The following is a 19,153-nucleotide window of genomic DNA, read 5'->3' on the forward strand; positions in this document are numbered from 1 at the left end:
TAGCTCGTTGGGCTATCGACCCCCGGCACCCGAGGCCGTTCAAGCTTGGTCTTTTCGCTACGCTGCGCTCCGCGAAAAGACCAAGCTTGATTCTTGAAGAAACTAACGCAACACTTGGTATCACGCGTGGGGGCAGGTCAAGATAATTCAGACGGCTTTTCCAATAACGCCCCAGAAGCGTAGGTACGGAAACGAATTCTCCATCTATCGGTTTACGATAGGAGAATCGTGGAATTTCCTCGCCTTCCACATCTTCCGATACTCGAAAGCAAAGGTGAGAGAAGTCGACTTGGCGATGCTGAGAATTGGTACGTGATTCGCCGGCAAACGACTGGTGAAGGACCGAAAGACGTTGTTGACCGTCGAGCAAATACCAAATTTGCTTGTTAGTCGTATCAAAGGTAGGAAGAATGTTAAGCGAGGGGCGAAGGAGGTCGCTACTTTCTCGTCCCGTCTCCCAAATCGTCAATGCACCTATCGGCATACCACGATAAATACTGTCCAAGAGCGCCGCGGCTTTTGGGCCATTCCATACAAACTCTCGCTGCAGCCGTGGGATCGCAAATACCCTACGTTCAAGGCAGTCTCGAAGTTGACGAACCGACTTTTGCTCGAACCGTAGCTTACTCATGGAATAACCCTTTTTGGTTGGTTATTCGAGAGTAATCTCAACAGAGCATGACCACAAACAAATCTACCTATATGTCGCTTATATACAGTGGCACTTAATTAGTGACGGTAGTCCATTGCTACACTTGGCACTTACACCCTCATCGCCGCCGGCGGCGGGGCTAGGTGCGGGAAGCGGTCTTGTAGGGCTTGTACCGTCATGCCTTCGGTGCGGAGCGCTTCGATCGCCAGCAGCGCGGCGTCGACGGCCGGGATCGTCGTGATGCACGGCACTCCGTGCGAGACGGCCGAGGCGCGGATCTTCCCTTCGTCCGTTCGCGCGCCCTTGCCGCTCGGGGTGTTGATGATGAGCTTCACCGTGCCGTCGACGAGGTAGTCGAGCAGGTTCGGGTTCCCCTCTTGCAGCTTGCGCACGACTTTCACTTCGATGCCGGCCTCGGTGAGCACCTTGGCCGTCCCTTCGGTGGCGAGCAGCGTGAAGCCGAGCTCCTTAAGCTTTTGGCCGATGCGCACGCCGTGTTTCTTCGTCGGTCCGGCGAGGCTGATGAAGATCATCCCTTCCGTCGGCAAGACGACTCCCGCGCCCAGTTGGCTCTTGGCGAACGCGATGCTGAACCGTTCGCTGACGCCCATTACTTCGCCGGTCGAACGCATCTCGGGCCCGAGCACGATATCGACGCCGTGGAACTTGATGAACGGGAAGACGCTTTCCTTGACGCTGACGAACGCCGGAATCGGATCGGTCGTCACCCCTTGCTCGATGAGCGAAACGCCGGCCATGATCTTCGCGGCGATGCCCGCGACGGGGACGCCCGTCGCCTTGGCGACGAACGGCACGGTGCGGCTTGCGCGGGGGTTCACTTCGAGGACGTAGATCGTCGGGCGCCCCTCTTCGCGCTTCACGGCGAATTGGATGTTCATGAGCCCACGCACGTTGAGCTCGATGGCGAGCTTGCAGGCCGCTGCGCGAATTTCGGCGGAAACCGGCCCGGCCAGGCTATACGGCGGGATGGCGCAGGCCGAGTCGCCCGAGTGGACGCCGGCCTCTTCGATGTGTTCCATGATGCCCGCCACGACGACGGTCTCGCCGTCGCAGAGGCAATCGACGTCGACCTCGATGGCGTCTTCCAAGAAGCAATCGATCAGCACCGGCTGACCCTGCGACACGGCGAACGCTTCGACGGCGAACTTTTCGAGCTGCGCGTTGTCGTAGCAGATTTCCATCGCGCGGCCGCCGAGCACGAAGCTCGGACGGACGAGAATCGGATAGCCGATCTTGGCCGCTTCGCTGCGGGCCTCGGCCATCGTGCGGGCGATGCCGTTCGGAGGTTGCTTCAAACCGATGCGCTGGAGCAGCCGCTGGAATTTTTCACGGTCTTCGGCGTCTTCGATCGTATCGACGCTGGTGCCGATGATCGGCACGCCGTTGCTCGCCAGCGCTCGCGCGAGGTTCAGCGGGGTCTGACCGCCGAACTGCACGATCACGCCGTCGGGCTCGACGACGTCGCAGATGTTCAAGACGTCTTCGACCGTGAGCGGCTCGAAGAAGAGATAGTCGCTCGTGTCGTAGTCGGTGCTCACCGTCTCGGGGTTCGAGTTCACCATCACCGACTCGATGCCGAGTTCTTCGAGCGCATAGCTGGCGTGGCAGCAGCAATAATCGAACTCGATCCCCTGCCCGATCCGGTTGGGCCCGCCGCCGAGAATCATGATGCGGCGCTTGCCCGGCTCTTTGCGCGGGGCTTCGCATTCGTCTTCGTAGGTCGAATAGAAGTACGGCGTGAAGGCTTTGAACTCGGCGGCGCAAGTGTCGACCGATTTGAACACGGCCTTGATGCCGCGGCGCTTGCGTTCCGCGCGAACGTTCCCTTCCGTCATCTGGAAGATGTGCGACAGCTGCCGATCGGAGAAGCCGAATTGCTTCACGCGTCGCAGCAGCAGGTCGTCGACGGCGTCGAGCGAACCGATCGCGCGTAAGCGGTCTTCCATGTCGACGATCTGCTTCAAGTTGTCGAGGAACCAGGGGTCGATCCCCGTGATGCCGAACACTTCGTCGACCGTCATGCCGGCCTTCAGCGCATAGCGCAGATACCAAACGCGGTCCGGGTTCGGGCGGCCGATCTTCGCGCGGATGTCGTCGAGCGACGGGCGACGGTCCGTGTACCACAGGTCTTTGCCGTCGGATCCGAAGCCGAAGCTGCCGACCTCGAGCCCTCGCAAAGCTTTCTGAAAGCTTTCCTTGAACGTGCGGCCGATCGCCATCGTTTCGCCGACGCTTTTCATCTGCGTCGTCAGCGTGTTGTCGGCGTCGGGGAACTTCTCGAAGGCGAAGCGCGGGATCTTCGTGACGACGTAATCGATCGTCGGCTCGAAGCAGGCCTTGGTCTCGCGGGTGATGTCGTTTTGCAATTCGTGCAGCCGATAGCCGACCGCGAGCTTCGCCGCGATCTTCGCGATCGGGAAGCCGGTCGCCTTCGACGCCAACGCGCTCGAGCGACTGACGCGCGGGTTCATTTCGATCACGATCATGCGACCGGTTTTCGGGTCGATCGCGAACTGGATATTCGAGCCGCCGGTTTCGACGCCGATCTCGCGAATGACCGCGAGCGAGGCGTCGCGCATCCGCTGGTATTCCTTGTCCGACAAGGTTTGCGCCGGGGCGACCGTGATCGAGTCGCCGGTGTGGACCCCCATTGGGTCGAAGTTCTCGATCGCGCAGACGATCACGACGTTGTCGTCGGCATCGCGCATCACTTCCATCTCGTACTCTTTCCAGCCGAGAATCGATTCTTCGAGCAGCACTTCGCTGATCGGCGAAAGATCGAGACCGTGGCGGACCATGCGCTCGAAGTCGGCTTTGTTGAAGGCTATGCCCGAGCCGGAGCCGGCGAGCGTGAAGCTCGCGCGAATCACGCACGGCAGGCCGATCTCTTGCTGGGCCTTCACCGCATCTTCGTAGTTGCGCACGGTCTTGCCGCGGCAAACTTCCAGGCCGATCTTTTCCATCGCCTGCTTGAAGAGCTCGCGCTCTTCCGCTTTGCGGATCACGTCGGGCCGAGCGCCGATCATCTCGACGTCGTACTTCTCCAAGATGCCGCGCTTCGCCAAGGCCATAGCGAGGTTCAAACCGGTCTGGCCGCCGAGCGTCGGCAAGAGCGCGTCGGGCCGTTCGGCCGCGATCACCTTCTCGACGATCTCGACCGTGAGGGGCTCGATGTAGGTCCGATCGGCGGTCGCCGGATCGGTCATGATCGTGGCCGGGTTCGAGTTGACCAGTACGACTTCGTAGCCTTCTTCGCGCAAGGCTTTGCAGGCTTGCGTGCCCGAATAGTCGAACTCACACGCTTGTCCGATGATGATAGGACCGGAGCCGATGATCAGAATCTTATGGATATCGTCGCGACGTGGCACGGCAGCAAGACCTCTTAAGCGGGGGCGACCTGACAGGAGCAAGCGCAGCCGCGAGGCCTCGGAAGAGGAACCGGCTGCGGTGTAAAATCCCACCAAGTTACCACGATGAGAGGCGGGGGGACAAGTGGCGGGATCGCGCTTCGATCAAGCCGATTGCAGAGGCCGACTTACGACGAATGTGAGCGAACGTCGCCGACCTTTTCGCGAAGAACGGCAGCGACCGCAACTCTCACAACTTCGGAGGATTTCCTCGCGCGGCATGCCAAACGCGCAAAATCAACACCCCTTCGACAACAGGCCGATAGTAGACGACATAGTTGCCGACCGGGAAAAGCCGCACGTCTCGCTTCCGGCTCGAGCGAAGCTGCTCGCCGATCAGCGGATGGTCGGCGAGTCGACGAAACGTCTCGTTGAAACGGTCGATCATCGACTCGGCCGCCGAACGATTTTCGATCGTGATTGCCGAAACGATTTCGAACAGATCCTCTTCCGCACGCCGAGCTCTGAGAAACTGCGGCACTAGGCCGGCTTCCGCGTTGAGTCGTCGGGGTACGCTTCACGAAGGCGGCGCTTAAGCTCATCGGGATTCCATTCGGCTCGATAGCCCGATTCGTATTCGTCGATCGCTTGATCGCAAAGTTCCAGGCGCGCAGCAAGATCCCCTTGAGCGGCACGCATTTCCAGCACTGCCGCTTCTAGGAGTGCCTTTCGCGAAGGATAGGCTCCGAGCGACAATGCGTCGTTGATAACTTGTTCGACTTGAGGAGACAGTGCATCACTCATGCAATTGAAATTACCAGTTTCGCGAGGCAGCGTCAAAATGGAACAACTGGTAATGGTTCACTTTGAAATTGCGAGAATTCACCTTAGTCGGAAAGCGACGTGAACACTTCAACCGATGCGCCTAGTTTCTCAAAAGCTCCTATAGCCAGCCGGACATCGTGGTAATCTAAATTGTCCGAAATCAGCATCGGCAAGCCGTTTTCCAACTCTGCCTTAACGGCCGCCGGCGGGATTAAGTCGCGAGAAGACATCGCGCGAACGAGCCGTAGTACCTCAAGAGGATGTGGCCCCACCGCGAGCAACCGAATTCCAAATAGTGGTGACATCCGAATAGTTTACCTGTTCGCGCATTATATTGCCCCCATGCCCAAAGATCACCAGCATAGAACAGCTTGAACCGTCCCAATCACGGCAGCCGACATAATCGCCACGCTCAACACCCAACGAACTACTCTGAATGCACGTTTGCCTGCTTTTGCGTCGTTCCCGGCGATTGACGCTTCGGGGAGCGCCATTTAGAGTTAAACTGTTTGCGAGGCTTCACATCCATCGATCTCGTCTTCCATTCGGCGGCAACCCTACGACGTGAGCAACAAGGCTTGGAGCGGAGTTTTTGAGCAGGCGACCGACAAGCGGGTCGAGAAGTTCACCGAAAGCGTGAGCTTCGACCACCGGTTGTATGCGCAAGACATCCGTTGTTCCACCGCGCATGCCCAAATGCTCGCGCAAGTCGGCCTCATCTCCGCAGACGAATGCCGCGCTATCGAGCAAGGACTCGAAGAGATACGCCAGGAAATCGAGCAAGGCCGGTTTCCCTTCCGCACCGAGCTCGAAGACATCCACATGCACGTCGAGCGGGCCCTCATCGACCGCACCGGCGACATCGGCCGCAAACTGCATACGGCCCGCAGCCGTAACGATCAGGTCTCGACCGATCTTCGCGTTTGGGTTCGCGACGCCATCGACGAGCTCGACCTCCGGCTCGTCGACTTGCAGAAAGCGTTCGTCGGCCGGTGCGCAGCTGATGCCGATGTCATCCTTCCCGGCTATACGCACATGCAACGGGCACAGCCGGTGCTCGCGCCGCACTACTGGCTGGCCTACACGGAAAAGCTCGAGCGCGATCGAGGTCGCCTGGCCGATTGCCGGAAGCGGCTCAACGTGCTCAGTCTCGGCGCAGCCGCGCTCGCGGGCACGACCTTGCCGATCGATCGCTTCGACGTTGCCCGCCGGCTCGGCTTCGACGCCGTCGCCGCGAACAGCCTCGACGTCTCAAGCGATCGCGACTTCGCCGTCGAGTTCGCGTTCGTCCTGACGCTCATCGCCGAACACCTCAGCACCTGGGCCGAAGAGTGGATTCTCTGGTCGACGACGGAGTTTAACTTCCTGAAGCTGCCGCAGACCTTCTGCACCGGCTCGTCGATAATGCCGCAGAAAATCAACCCCGACGTGCTCGAGCTCACGCGCGGCAAGACGGCCCGCGTCGTCGGCAACCTGACGCGGCTCCTCGTACTGATCAAAGGCCTGCCGCTGGCCTACAACCGCGACTTGCAAGAAGACAAAGAGCCGCTGTTCGACTCGGCCGACACGGTGCGGATGTGCCTGGAGCTCGCCGCTCCGCTCGTCGCCGGAGCCGAATTGAAGCGCGACGTCATCGCGGCCCGGCTCGACCGGGGCCATCTCGACGCCACGACCTTGATGGAATACCTGATTAAGCAAGGGGTTCCGCAGCGCACCGGCCATGAGATCGTCGGCAAGCTCGTGCGCACGGCGCTCGACCGCGATTGTCGCTTGGCCGACCTGCCGCAAGCCGAATTCACCGCCGCCCATCCTTGCCTCGACGAGCGGGTCTTCGCGATCCTCGGGCCGAAGCAAGCGGTCGAGGCGTTCGTCAGCTACGGTTCGACCGCGCCGCGCGAAGTGGCCCGACAAGTGGCAGCGTGGACACAGAAGCTCGGCCTGAGCTAGAGAACCCCTCGTACCTTTGGAGAGAGACCGGATCGTTGGAGTGAGGACTTGTGCTGCGCAACGGACCCGCGCTTGAAGAAACCGTTTGATGCGTGCCTTGTTCGTCGTGTTTTAACGTCGCGTCTTAGCTAGGTCGTGTTGCCATGAGCCGACATTCCATTCCTTTCGTGCTCGCGTTATTCGCCGCGGTCGCTGGTTCGACGGCGCAAGCCTTCGGGCAAGCTGCCCCTGCCGCACCTGCCGCGGCTCCTGCCGCCGGTGCCGCTCCTGCGAAGCCGCCGGCCGCGAAACCCGCCGCCGCTGCGCCGGCAGCCGCCCCGGCCGAGCCTGCCGAACCGGAAAAGTATGCCGACCCGGCCGTGCAGGCGTTGATGGATACCAAGCCGGAGACGCCGCAAGATCTCGTCAACGTGATCGCGCTACTGCTCGACTTGAAGCAACCCAAACCGGCAAAGACGTTATTTACGAAGCTACTCGCCGCGGCCACGGAAGAAGCCGATCTCGCGGCGCTCGGCAAGAAGGTCGGCAGCGCAGCGCTCTATCGATTGGCCGAAGTCCCCGAATTCCGACCGCAAGGGCTCGAGTTCGTCCGCAAAGTCACGGCGGCGATGGATCGCGCGGCCCGCAATCCCGACCGCCTCGCCGAGTTGATCGAACGCTTGAAAGAACCCTCGCTCGAGGTTCGGCTGGCGGCGATCGCCGAACTCCGCAGCGGTCGCGAACAGGCGGCGCTCGCGTTATTAAATGTCTTGCTCGCTCCCGACCGGTCTGCGGAGCACGGCGGCGTTCGCGCGGCGCTGGCGTCGCTTGGTGCCGACGGCATCGAACCCCTCGCGCTCTTCGCCGCCGCCGGCAACGAATCGCAACGCACCGCCTCGCTCATGGCGCTCGGACTCACCGACGACCGCGAAGCGCGCGAGCCGCTCTACGCCGCGGCCTTCGCGCCACAAAGCGCGTCGCACGTGCGGCAGATCGCTTCGCAGGCGCTTGCTCGTCGACTGGGGAAACTGCCGAGCCCGATCACGGCTGCGGCCGAGCTTTATCTAGACGCCAAGCGTCTCTACTTGTCGCCGATTGCACCGGAAGACCTCACGGCTCCCGCCGGCGTATGGCATTGGGACGTCGCCGCGAAGAAACCGGTTCTCGCGGCAACGACGCGCCGCGCCGCCGTACTGGCCCAAGCGGCCCGACTCGCCCGTACGGCCGCCGAGATCGCCGACCGCGATCCGAGCGCCGTCACGCTAGCGCAAGCCGCGAGTTTGGAGGCGGCGCTGCTCACCGCACCCGTAGCGAAACCACAACCGGCGACGGAAGAAGCTCCAGCGGCGGAAGCCGATCCGGCTGCGCCGAAAGCCGCCGCAACTCCTGCGGCCGCGGCATCTAATCCCGTAATGCAGTGGAGCGTCGACGTCAAACCTACCGCCGCGGAATTGCGACGACTGCTGGAGTTCGCCGCCGCAAACGATCGGGTCGCCTCGGTCGCCGCCGTCGTCGGCTTGTTGGCGAACGCCGAGGGAGTGCGTTCGCTCGACGGAGTCGGCGGCCGGCCGTCGCCGCTGGCAAAACTCATGACGCATCCCGACCGTCGGATTCGCTTCGCCGCGCTCGAAGCGATCGTGAAGCTGAACCCGCAAGAGCCGTTCGTCGGTTCCAGCGCCGTGGCCGACGCGCTCGGCTACTTCGCGGCGTCGACCGGCTTGCGCAAAGCGCTTGCCGTCGATGCCAACATCGCCCGCGCTCGCGACCTCTCCGGCATTACTTCGAGCCTCGGCTTTCAAAGCGATACCGCGTCGACGGCCCGCGACGCCGTGCGCATGGCGTCGGCCGATCCCGACCTGGAATTGGTCGTGATGTATCGGCCGATGCTGCTCGCCGAGCTCGGCCAATTGCTCGCTCAGTATCGAGCCGACTACCGCACGGCCCGTCTGCCTGTCGTCGTCTATTGCGAGCCGCAGGATGTCGAGCGAACCCGTTCGTTGATCGCCGGCGATCCGTTGGCGATCGCGATTTATCAGCCTCGCTCGACCGAGCAATTCGTCATGCAAACGTCCGACTTCGCGGCGGCCGCTTCGGCTTCGCTCGTGCCGGCCGCCGAACGGGTGCAAGAAGCCCGCAGCGCGCTGGCATCGATGGCAGGCCTGCTCGCGAAGCAAAACAAAGTCTTCAACCTGCGGTCGTTCGAGACCGCGCTCTTGGCCGCGGCTTGGAGTCCGGCCGTGTCGCTGGAGGCGAGCCGCGTGCTCGGCTACTTCGGTTCGCCGGCCGGGCAGCGCACGCTGGTCGATGTGGCGAGCTCGGAGAGTGGATCGCTCGAAGCTCGCAAAGCCGCGAGCGAGGCGTTTCGCGAGAGCGTTTATCGCCACGGCACGCTCCTCACGAAGAGCGAGATCGAGCGGCAATACGCGCGCTACAACGCTTCCGCCACGCTCGACAAAGAGACGCAAGCCGTGCTCGGCAGCCTGCTCGATGCGATCGAGGCGCGCGCCGTGAAAGTGCCCGGCATCGCGACGGCGCAGCCCGCCGTCGTCACGCCGCCGGCAAGCCCCGTGAAAAAGGCTGCGCCGGCGTCGCCATGAGCCCTTCTTCTCGCAGCTTCGATCCGCACGACCAAAGCGGACCTCCCATTCCGGGCCTGATCGGCGGCGGCCCGGCCATGGAGAAGGTTTATCAGCTGACGCGCCGGGTCGCCGGCTCGAACGCCAGCGTGCTCCTCTTAGGCGAGACCGGAACCGGCAAAGAACTGATCGCCAAGGCGGTGCATACGTTGAGCCCGCGCGGCAGCGGCCCGTTCGTGCGTGTGAATTGCGGTGCGCTTTCCGAGAGCCTGCTCGAAAGCGAGCTCTTCGGGCACGTTCGCGGCTCGTTTACCGGCGCGATCGACAACCGCACCGGCCGCTTCGAGGCGGCGCATACCGGCACCGTGTTTCTCGACGAGATCAACTCGACGACGCCGAAGCTGCAAGTGAAGCTGCTCCGCGTGTTGCAAGAGCGGGAGTTCGAGCGGGTCGGCGACACGGCGACGATTCGGGTCGATGTCCGTGTGATCGCGGCGAGCAATCGCGACTTGGCCGACGAAGTCGAGAACGAACGGTTTCGAGAAGATTTATACTACCGTTTGAACGTGGTTCCGATCCGACTGCCGCCGCTGCGCGAACGACGCGACGACATCCCGGAACTCGTCGGCCACTTCCTGAATATGTACAACGAGCGGAACGACCGCTACGTGGTCCATATCGATCAACGGGCCATGCAAGCGTTGCAAGACCATCACTGGCCGGGGAACGTCCGCGAGTTGCAGAACTACATCGAGCGGGCCGTCGTGATGGCTCCCGGCGATGAGCTGACGCTGGACTTGCTGCCGGAAAACGTGCAGGGTGGCGAGCCGGCAAAGGGGCGCAGCCCCCGCTTCAAAGGGACCGATCTCGAAACGCTCACCTTCGAGCTGGTGCAGCAAGGCCTGACGACGGCCTCCCCCAACGAGACCGAATTGCACTCGAAAATCGTCGATCGGGTCGAAAAAGAGCTGATCGTGCAGATCCTCGCGGCATGCGACAACGTACAGATCAAAGCGGCCGCGAAGCTCGGAATCAACCGTAACACGCTCCATAAAAAGCTCAAAGATTACGGCCTGGAAGACGGGAACTTGAAGGAATAGCCCGCCGTGGGGCGTAGAATGTAGAATCGGTTTCCGCCGCTCGCGGCGGAGGCCGGCCGTCGAAGTCGCTCCTGCCGATGCCCTGCGCAGCCCCTCCCCTTCTCTTTCAGGTCTCGATCGCCCCGCCATGCTCGCCGGAATCAGCCTTACCTGTTTCACCGCCAGCTATACCGTAGCGCTCGGGCTTGAAGCGACGCGCATGTGGTTTCGGAGCGGCTTGCGCGGCGCGCTGATGCTCGGCTTCGGCGCGGCCGGCGTGATCGCGCATACGCTCTTCCTCGGCTACCGCGCCACGCTCTCGACCTCGGCGGCTCCGCTGTCGAGCGAGTTCGATTGGTATCTGATCGCCGCGTGGGCCTTGGCCGCCGTGTATCTCGGTTGGACGTTTCGCCAGCTGAATGCCCCGAACGAGCGCCGCACCGCGGTCGGCTTGTTTTTGTTGCCGCTGGTGCTCGCGCTCGTCGCGGCGGCGCAGTTTTCGGCGGCACGCGAACCGCTGGCCCGCGAGCAAGCCTCGGGCATCTGGCTCACGATTCATTTCTGTTGCCTCGCGACCGGCTTCGTGAGCGTGTTGCTCGGCTTCGCGACCGGCGTAATGGAGCTCGTGCAAGCGTATCGCTTGAAACACAAACTCCGCGCGCAGCAAGGGCTCCGGCTCCCGAGCCTCGAATGGTTGCAACAAACCGGCCTGCGCACCCTCTTCGCTTCGTTCACGCTTCTCTCCCTCGGCTTGCTTACCGGCATGATCTTGAACCTCGTGAAGGGGCAGTTCTCTTGGAGCGATCCGGTCGTGTGGCGATTCGGCATGGTCGTCCTCTGGCTCGCCGCCGCTTCGACGTTCGTCGTCGTTTACAAGCCCGCGCGGCAAGGGCGCAAGATCGCGTATCTCACGATCGTCTCGGCGCTGGTCGTCGTCGTGTCGCTCGGCCTCGGGCGATTGCTGCCGAGCGGCCACGGCGCGCCGAAGCATCGCTCCGGCATTGCAGCCATCGTCTGCCCTCCGCAAGCCGGCCGAGGTGCGGTATGAAATTACAGATGGTCGGCTGCAGCCATCACAACGCCTCGACCGAAGTGCGAGGCCGGATCGCGTTTAGTCCGGCGCAAGCGGCCGAAGCGCTCCGTACGCTGCGCTCGCGCTGGCCCGCCGCCGAAGCGGTGCTCATCTCGACCTGCAATCGGATCGAGCTCTACACGGCCTCGGAGGAGGATGACGCCACTCCCTCGCATCAAGAGGTCGTGCAGTTCTTCGCCGACTTTCACGGCCTCGAGCCGATCGAAGTCTTCGACGACCTCTTCGAGCGTTCGGGCGAAGATGCGGTGCGGCATTTGTTCACGGTCGCCGCGAGCCTCGACAGCATGGTGCTCGGCGAAGCGCAAATTCTTTCGCAAGTGAAGCAAGCCTACGAGCTGGCGACGAAGCAACAGTCGGTCGGCCCATTGACGAACCAAGCGTTTCAAGCGGCACTGAAGGTGGCGAAGCGCGTCGCTACGGAAACCTCGATCAACGAGAAACGGGTCAGCATCCCGAGCGTCGCGGTGCAGGACTTCGCGAAGAACATCTTCGAGCGGTTCGACGACAAGCGGATTCTCTTGATCGGCGCCGGCGAGATGGGGGAAGAAACCCTCACGTATCTCAAGAGCGAAGGGGCGCAAGACTTCGTCGTCGTCAATCGAAACTTCGATCGGGCCCGCGACTTGGCGGCGCGCTTCGGAGGACGAGCCGCGGAGTGGGAATACTTGCCGATGTTGTTGGTCGACGCCGATCTCGTCGTCTCGACGACCGGCGCGACGGAGCCGATCGTCACGCTGGCGGACTATCGCAAGATCGAAGATGAACGCTTTCAGCGCGATCTGTTTATTCTCGATCTCGCGATCCCGCGCGACTTCGACCCTGCGATCGGCGATCGTCTCGGCGTCTATCTCTATTCGATCGACGATCTCGAAGAAGCCTGCCGCCGCAATCGGGCCGAGCGCGATCGGGAGCTGCCCAAAGCGCTCGGCATCGTCGAGCTCGAAACCTCGCGTTTCATGGCCGATCTGCATCATCGCGCTACCGCGCCGATTATTAAGCGACTCAAGCAGGGCTGGCAGCAGCCCAAGGAAGATGAGCTCCGTCGGCTGTTCAGCAAGCTCCCCGACCTCGACGATCGAGCCCGCGAGTCGATCGCGGAATCGTTCGAGCGGCTGATCAATAAGCTGCTGCACCCGCCGCTGGAGTCGCTACGGGATGAAGCTCGCCACGGCGTGCCGCACGGCTTGCTCGATGCGCTGAAGCGGTTGTTTCATTTGAAAGAGTAATGGGCAGTGGGCAGTGGTCGGTTGAAGACGGATTACCGTTCACAAGCCGGTAAGTCGTCGCGCTTGCGGTTTCGCGGTAACGTCGCAACCTACAAAGGTCATGCCGCTATGCATACTTCGCCTCACGAAGATCTCTCGCGTCGCCTGTTCCTCGGGCGCTCCTGCTGCTCGCTCGCTGCCGTAGGCTTCGCTACGCGGGCGAGCGCCGCTGCCGACGTCGAGGGAGAACACTCGAAGCAAATCGACAAGGTCGTACACAAGAATCTGAAGGCCGGCGGGCCGGGCATCGCCGTGTTGGTTGTGAGCGCAGGGGAGATCGAACACGCCCGGGGCTACGGCTTCGCCGACATCGAAACGAAGCGGCCGATCACGACACGGACGCCGTTCGATCTGGCGTCGGTGTCGAAGCAGTTCACCGCCATGGCCGTGATGATTCTCGCCGAGCGCGAGCAATTGACGTTGCGCGACGACGTGCGCAAGCATCTTCCTGAGTTGCCCGCGTTCGATGAAGATCGCCCGATCCGCATCCTCGATCTGTTGCACCACACGTCGGGCCTCACGGATTACATGGAGTTGTGGACCGGGACCGATGCCGAATTCGAGAAGTTGCCGACCCTCGGGGTATTGAAGATCGCGGCGAAGCACAAGCTCGGGCACAAGACCGGCACGCAGTACGAATACTCGAACACGAACTACGCGCTGCTGGCGATCCTCGTCGAGCGTGTCGCGAAGATGACGTTCGCGAAGTTTCAGGCGAAGGAGATCTTCACGCCGCTCGCGATGCGCGACTCGTTCGTTTACGACGGCTCTGTGCCGCATCCGAACGTGATTCCGCGCGGCTATAAGCGAACCGACGACGGGGTCGAACTTGTCGGCAGCCCGAACGTGATCGTCGGCGACGGCAATCAGTTCAGCTCGATCGAAGACATGGCGAAGTGGGATCTTGCGCTGCGCTCCCATAAGCTCGTCTCGAAGCAGATGCAGCAACGGGCCTACACGCCGGGGAAGCTCGACGACGGCGAAGCGCACGACTACGGCTTCGGTTGGACCGATGCAAGCAGCGACGACCATCGGGCCGTTTCGCATGATGGAAGTTGGGCCGGTACGGCGACGTATATCTGTCGCTATCTCGACGACGATCTCACCGTCGTGATCTTGTCGAACGACGATGCGTTCGATGTCGACGCGCTCGGCGACAAGATTGCCGAGGTCTACTCGTAACGCGTTCGCTCATGGTCGGCGGGATCGCGCACGTATTGGTCGAAAGAGTGCTTTCCTGACGGCTGCGCGACCAATCGCAATTCTTCGATTCGGCGAAAGCGGCTCGCTATTCGACCTTTCCTCCCCGTTTTCCGGTATCTCCGGCTTATTCAACCATTCGGCATAGAGTGTGCATTACCTCCTCAAAGAAAGACGAAGCCATTAGGGCATCGTCGAATACTTACAACCGAAATTCTTCGGAGGATGACATGCGATATCTCTTTTCACTCTTGTTGGTCGGTGCCTGCTTATCGGCGATGCCTAAGACGGCGGATGCTCAAGTGGCTGCGAACGTCGCGGGCAACGTAGCTGGTGCGGCGGTGAATGCCGCAGTCGATGCCGATGCTTGGCGTTGGAAGTACCACAACAACAATTGGTGGTACTACGATCAGAACAACCAATGGGCCGTGCATCATCAGAACAACTGGGTGTACCCGAACGCTCAAGGCGTCTACATGTACAACAACCAGAACATCTTCGGTGGGCCCGTGCGATACGGAGCCGGCTACCGCGGTAACGTTTACGGCAACGGCTATAACAACGGTTATTACGGCAACGGCTACGGGAACGGCTACTACAACAACGGTTACGGCAATGGATACGGCAACGGCTACTACGGCGGCCGTGGCGCGAACACCGGAGCAGCGATCGGTGGCGCACTTGGCGGCGGGCGTGGCGCCAACATCGGTGCGGCGATCGGCGGGGCGATCAACAGCGGTCGCTAACGGATAGCTGATAGCCGAGATAAAACGAAAAGAGCCCGCGCGATTTGAGAGAATCGCGCGGGCTCTTGTTTTTTATGACGTGTTGGTGAGTGAGCAACTCAGCGAGCCGCCCCTCATCCGGCTGCTGCTGCCGCCACCTTCTCCCGCCGGGAGAAGGGTTACCAGTTCAGGCCGAACTGGGCGCCGCCTTTCTTTTTAGCCATGCCTCCCTTGAGGTTCTTCGGCTGCGGCGGCAGCGGAATTACCGGGGCGTTTTCCTCCGCTTCTTCTTCCGCCTGCTTTTTCAAGACCTCGGGATTGATCGATAGCGCCTTCATCGACAGGCTGATTCGCTTCTGATCCAGGTCGACGCTTAAGACCTTCGCTTCGATCTCTTGCCCTTCCTTCAGGAAGTCGCTCACGCGCCAGACGCGCTGATGGGCCAGTTCCGAGATGTGAACCAAGCCGTCGATCCCCGGCTCGAGTTGCACGAACGCGCCGACCTTGTCGAGCGTCCGCACGACCGGTCCGCGAATCACATCGCCTTGCTTGTACTTATACGAAGCGAGCTTCCAAGGATCTTCGAGCAGATCGCGTAGCGACAGGCCGATCTTGCCGCTGGCTGGGTCGATGTTCACGACCTTCACCTTCACCTTATCCCCCGTGCTTAAGACTTCGCTCGGGTGCTTCACGCGATTCCAAGCGAGCCGGCTGACGTGGATCAAACCATCGACGCCGCCGATATCGACGAACGCGCCGAAGTCTTGAATGCGCGTGACGATCCCTTCTTTCACATCGCCGACTTGCAACTCCGCCATCAGCTTCGTTTTCGCTTCTTCCTTCTCGCGCTCGATCACCGCACGACGGCTGAGCACCAGCCGACGCCGTTCCGGCTTGGCTTCCGTAACGAGCACGGTCCACTTCTCGCCGACGAACTGCGAAAAGTCTTCGACCCGATACACGGCGACTTGTCCGGCCGGAATGAAGCCTTTCAGATTGCCGACGTCCGCTTCGAGCCCACCCTTGTTGTGGCCCGAGATGCGCACGTCGATGATCGCCCCTTCCGAGATCTGCGACCAATCGCCGACCACGGTCGGGCGGTTCGGGAGCGAGAGACCGTAGAAGTTTTCTTCTTCGTTGAACTTCCCGACGACGACCTCGACGATCTGCCCAAGCGTCGGCGGCTCGGTGAAGTTCGTGAGCGGCAGCACCCCTTGCGCGTTCGGGCCGAGCTCGATGAAGACGTCCCCTTGATAGATCTTGATCACGCGGCCGGGGCGGCGGCTATCTTGTGCGATCTCGACCAGCTTCGTCGACTTGCCGGCGGTGTCGACCATGTCGTTGAGCGACATCCCTTGGAGCGCTGCGGAAACTTCGGCTTCGAGATCGTCGGGCAAGCTCGAGCGAATGTTAGGGACCGGCGTCTTCACGCCCGACGGACGCCCGTCGCTCAGCACGCGCTCGGCGACCGCCTTCACGCGCTGCCCGCCGGGACGCTGCGTGCCGATCTTCACCTTCGGGCCGGCCTGCATGTCGTCGCCGGTCGGCGAAAGCGGAGCATCCGTTTGCTGCGCGGCGGCAATGGCAGGGTCGAGATCGGCGGTGGAGTTGGGGCGGGGATCGCTGCTGGAATTCGATTCGCTCATGGAACGTGCTTCTTTCAAGACATCCGTGGGACGCGTGAAGCCTCGAGATTCGCGACCGGCAATGCCGAGCGCGTCGAGGCGGAAAACGAAGAGTCAAATGTACCAGTCGGCTGCGCCCCCTGAAAGATGCGGCCGACGACATGCAGCCCCGCGGATCACCGACGGTGAAACATCGGCGACGAAACATCGACAACGTCGCGATTTAGGGACTGCGAGCCGAAGCCGACGGGGGATAAAATGCGTGCTTTACGACGCTTGTTCTTTCGCTGAGGACCGACCCGTGGCGTTTGACGTCGAAAAGTATCCGTCGTCGGTGCGCGAGCTCTTGGTGCCCGAGCGGATCGCCGCGCTCGATGCCGGTGCGCCGAACCCCGCTGCGCGTTCGCGGTTGGCAGCGCTTCGCAGTTCCGACCTTGCGGCCGCCCGCAAGCCGGCCGACGGCGCGATGGCCGAGGCCTGCCTAGCCGGGCTCTGGCTCTATCACGACTTTCTCAGCGAGTCGCATGCCTTGAGCCAAGAGATCGCCGGCGCGACCGGAAGCTACTGGCACGCCCTCATGCACCGCCGCGAACCAGACTACGACAACTCGAAGTATTGGTTTCGGCAAACGGGCGAGCATGAGGCGTTCGAGGCGTTACTCGCGGCGGCGCGTGCGGAGTTCTCCCGGCGTCCGGCAACGGCCGCCGAAGCCACGCGGGCCTTTGCGCCTATTGAAGTGCAAACGCTGATCGCCGCGCCGAAGTGGGATCCCTATCGCTTTGTCGACCTTTGCGAGGCTGCGACGAAGGGAGACCGCGAGCTGCAGCAAGCGTGCCGAACTTTGCAGGCGATCGAGTGGCATACGTTGTTTGATTATTGCTTTGAGCGCGCGGTGAGGTGACACGGGCGCTACAGCGTGAGCGGACCGCGAAACCGCAAGCGAACCACGATCTCGCTGATGACGCTCGGCTCTGAATTGTCTTTACTGACCCCTGACCCCTTCCTCCTCTCCCATGCCTTTTGAATTCTATTGTCCGCAAGGGCATCTGCTCGAGGGAGACGACGAGCAACTCGGCACGCAGGGGCGCTGTCCGCTGTGCGGGACGTTGTTCATGTTTCCGAAGTCGGCCGGGGTCGGAGCGGCGGGAGCGCGCTCGCGCGGCGCTTCCTCTTCCGGAGGTGCTGCGGCGCAAGAGCCGATTGCGCCGCAGGTCGCCGTGCCCGAGCCGCGGGTGTTGCAAGTGCTTTGTCCGCGCGGGCACGCGCTGGAAACGCCCGAAGAGATGCTCGGCACCGAGGTGATCTGCCCGCAGTGCCGAACGCAATTCGTACCGACCGTGGAGCGGAGCGTCGCTTATCTGCGGCATAAGCAGCGCTACGAAAACCAGAAAGAAGACGCCAAAGGACGGTTCTGGATCGCGATCGCGGTGGTTGCGACGGCGATCGTCGTCGTGACGCTCATCGGCATGGGCGTGTATTTGAAACGTCGCGGCTAGCGCGTAAGAGAGGCGTGACAAACGCTCGACGGCGCGATAAGGTGCAACCGCGCTATAAAGTCACTGCGCAGTGCGACCGGTTCGCCCGCCCTTCCCTTGAGGACTCCCGCCATGTTCGTCGCTCCCGTTCGGCTTGCTTCGCTGACGAAGCCTTTGAATGCGCTCTCCGTCATCGCGTTGCTCGGCTGCGCATTGCTGGGCAGCAGCGCCGCAGCGCAAGAGCCGATCGTGCCGACTGACCGAATCGCGCTCTTCAACGGCACCGACCTCACCGGCTGGTACACCTGGCTGAAAGACACGCAGCGCGAAGATCCGCGCAAGGTGTTCACCGTGCGCGACGGACTCCTGCACATCTCGGGCGACGGCTTCGGCTGCGTCACGACGAACCAGGCCTATCGCAATTATCATCTCGTCGCGGAGTTCAAATGGGGGCCGCGCACGTGGCATGAGCGCGCGAAGAAGGCCCGCGATTCCGGCATCTTGGTTCATTCCTACGGTGCCGACGGCGCGTACAACGGCATCTGGATGCGTTCGATCGAAACGCAGATCATCGAAGGGGGCTACGGCGATTTCATCGTCGTCTCCGGCGGGATCATCGATCCGAATCAGAAGCTGTCGATCAAAGCCGAGGTCGAGCAAGATCGCGACATGGAATGGGTCTGGCACGAAGGGGGCGAGAAGCGTGAGTTTCTGCGCGGCCGCGTCAACTGGTTCGGTCGCGATCCCGATTGGAAAGATGAGCTCGGCTTCCGCGGCAAGCAAGAGATCGTCCCTGCCGACGCCGAGTGGATCCGCATGGACGTGATCTGTCGCGACGATTCGATCACGAACCTCGTCAACGGCGTCGTCGTCAACCACGCGACGGAAGCGAACCCATCGACCGGCAAGATCCAGATCCAAGCCGAGCTTGCGGAGATCTTCTTTCGGCGGATCGAGTTGTACCCGCTCGGGAAAGCGCCGAAGTTCCGTTAAAGTAGTAGGCACGTTCCACGTGCCGTAACCACGTGCGCCTTTCGAGCGCGACGCACGCTCGCGCCACGTTCGACATCCGTTCAATAGCCCCGGATGCCTATCCGGGGGCGAGCCGTGTTCGTAGCTCGAAGCCCCTTGTGGCGGACGGCACGTGGAACGTGCCTGCTGCATTCGGTGCATTCCTCGTCATTCGTCCTTAAAAACCGGCACAATCGGGCTTTATTATCGCAACCTACCTATGCCGCTCCCTAGCTAAGTGCTATAGTTGGGGCGTAACGAGGTGGTAAGAAGCGACGGCCCGTAGCGGTTTGCCCAGCAAACCATTGCGAGCGCTTTCGCCCCGAATGCTTC

The 19,153-nt window shown here is 61.8% G+C and carries 15 protein-coding genes; 10 read left to right on the forward strand and 5 right to left on the reverse strand.

The window, feature by feature from the left end:
• The 4 genes from K8U03_21255 to K8U03_21270 form a co-directional block, all read right to left on the reverse strand.
• The coding region (locus tag K8U03_21255; GenBank protein MCE9607422.1) for a DUF262 domain-containing protein at positions 1–631 on the reverse strand (631 nt) is incomplete at its 3' end.
• Positions 632–762: 131 nt separating this feature from the next.
• Positions 763–4,041 carry a carbamoyl-phosphate synthase large subunit gene (gene carB / locus K8U03_21260; GenBank protein ID MCE9607423.1) on the reverse strand — a complete coding sequence of 1,093 codons (3,279 nt, stop codon included), beginning with the start codon at positions 4,039–4,041 and terminating at the stop codon, positions 763–765.
• A gap of 229 nt (positions 4,042–4,270) precedes the next feature.
• Positions 4,271–4,561: a type II toxin-antitoxin system RelE/ParE family toxin gene (locus K8U03_21265; protein ID MCE9607424.1), complete on the reverse strand. Its 291-nt coding sequence runs from the start codon at positions 4,559–4,561 to the stop codon at positions 4,271–4,273.
• Positions 4,561–4,824 carry a hypothetical protein gene (locus K8U03_21270; protein MCE9607425.1) on the reverse strand — a complete coding sequence of 88 codons (264 nt, stop codon included), beginning with the start codon at positions 4,822–4,824 and terminating at the stop codon, positions 4,561–4,563. The genes K8U03_21265 and K8U03_21270 overlap by 1 nt, the downstream gene beginning before the upstream one ends.
• 585 nt (positions 4,825–5,409) lie before the next feature.
• Here K8U03_21270 and argH point away from each other — a divergent pair.
• The 7 genes from argH to K8U03_21305 all read left to right on the forward strand — a co-directional run bounded on the left by argH (position 5,410) and on the right by K8U03_21305 (position 14,730).
• Complete coding sequence (argH, locus tag K8U03_21275; GenBank protein ID MCE9607426.1) at positions 5,410–6,792, forward strand: argininosuccinate lyase; 1,383 nt, start codon at positions 5,410–5,412, stop codon at positions 6,790–6,792.
• A 143-nt stretch (positions 6,793–6,935) separates the two neighbouring features.
• On the forward strand, positions 6,936–9,368 hold the full coding sequence (locus K8U03_21280) for a hypothetical protein (GenBank protein MCE9607427.1): 2,433 nt from the start codon (positions 6,936–6,938) through the stop codon (positions 9,366–9,368).
• On the forward strand, positions 9,365–10,447 hold the full coding sequence (locus tag K8U03_21285; protein ID MCE9607428.1) for a sigma-54 dependent transcriptional regulator: 1,083 nt from the start codon (positions 9,365–9,367) through the stop codon (positions 10,445–10,447). The genes K8U03_21280 and K8U03_21285 overlap by 4 nt, the downstream gene beginning before the upstream one ends.
• 127 nt (positions 10,448–10,574) lie before the next feature.
• Complete coding sequence (gene ccsA / locus K8U03_21290) at positions 10,575–11,474, forward strand: cytochrome c biogenesis protein CcsA (protein MCE9607429.1); 900 nt, start codon at positions 10,575–10,577, stop codon at positions 11,472–11,474.
• A complete protein-coding gene (hemA, locus tag K8U03_21295; protein MCE9607430.1) occupies positions 11,471–12,745 on the forward strand; it encodes a glutamyl-tRNA reductase in 1,275 nt (424 codons plus the stop codon). Before ccsA ends, hemA begins: the two co-directional genes overlap by 4 nt.
• A gap of 108 nt (positions 12,746–12,853) precedes the next feature.
• A complete protein-coding gene (locus K8U03_21300) occupies positions 12,854–13,966 on the forward strand; it encodes a beta-lactamase family protein (protein ID MCE9607431.1) in 1,113 nt (370 codons plus the stop codon).
• A gap of 248 nt (positions 13,967–14,214) precedes the next feature.
• On the forward strand, positions 14,215–14,730 hold the full coding sequence (locus tag K8U03_21305; GenBank protein MCE9607432.1) for a hypothetical protein: 516 nt from the start codon (positions 14,215–14,217) through the stop codon (positions 14,728–14,730).
• 158 nt (positions 14,731–14,888) lie between these two features.
• Here the strand turns inward: K8U03_21305 and K8U03_21310 are convergent, their stop codons facing one another.
• A complete protein-coding gene (locus tag K8U03_21310) occupies positions 14,889–16,355 on the reverse strand; it encodes a S1 RNA-binding domain-containing protein (protein MCE9607433.1) in 1,467 nt (488 codons plus the stop codon).
• A 280-nt stretch (positions 16,356–16,635) separates the two neighbouring features.
• On the opposite strand from K8U03_21310, the gene K8U03_21315 reads away from it, so the two are divergent.
• The 3 genes from K8U03_21315 to K8U03_21325 all read left to right on the forward strand — a co-directional run bounded on the left by K8U03_21315 (position 16,636) and on the right by K8U03_21325 (position 18,802).
• Positions 16,636–17,235 (forward strand): hypothetical protein, encoded by a 600-nt coding sequence (locus K8U03_21315; GenBank protein ID MCE9607434.1) that lies wholly within the window; start codon positions 16,636–16,638, stop codon positions 17,233–17,235.
• A 112-nt stretch (positions 17,236–17,347) separates the two neighbouring features.
• Positions 17,348–17,830: a hypothetical protein gene (locus tag K8U03_21320; GenBank protein ID MCE9607435.1), complete on the forward strand. Its 483-nt coding sequence runs from the start codon at positions 17,348–17,350 to the stop codon at positions 17,828–17,830.
• Between the two features lie 111 nt (positions 17,831–17,941).
• Positions 17,942–18,802: a DUF1080 domain-containing protein gene (locus K8U03_21325; protein ID MCE9607436.1), complete on the forward strand. Its 861-nt coding sequence runs from the start codon at positions 17,942–17,944 to the stop codon at positions 18,800–18,802.
• Positions 18,803–19,153: the final 351 nt, after the last annotated feature.

Source organism: Planctomycetia bacterium, from assembly GCA_021413845.1.
In the GTDB taxonomy this organism is placed as follows: Bacteria; Planctomycetota; Planctomycetia; order Pirellulales; family PNKZ01; genus PNKZ01.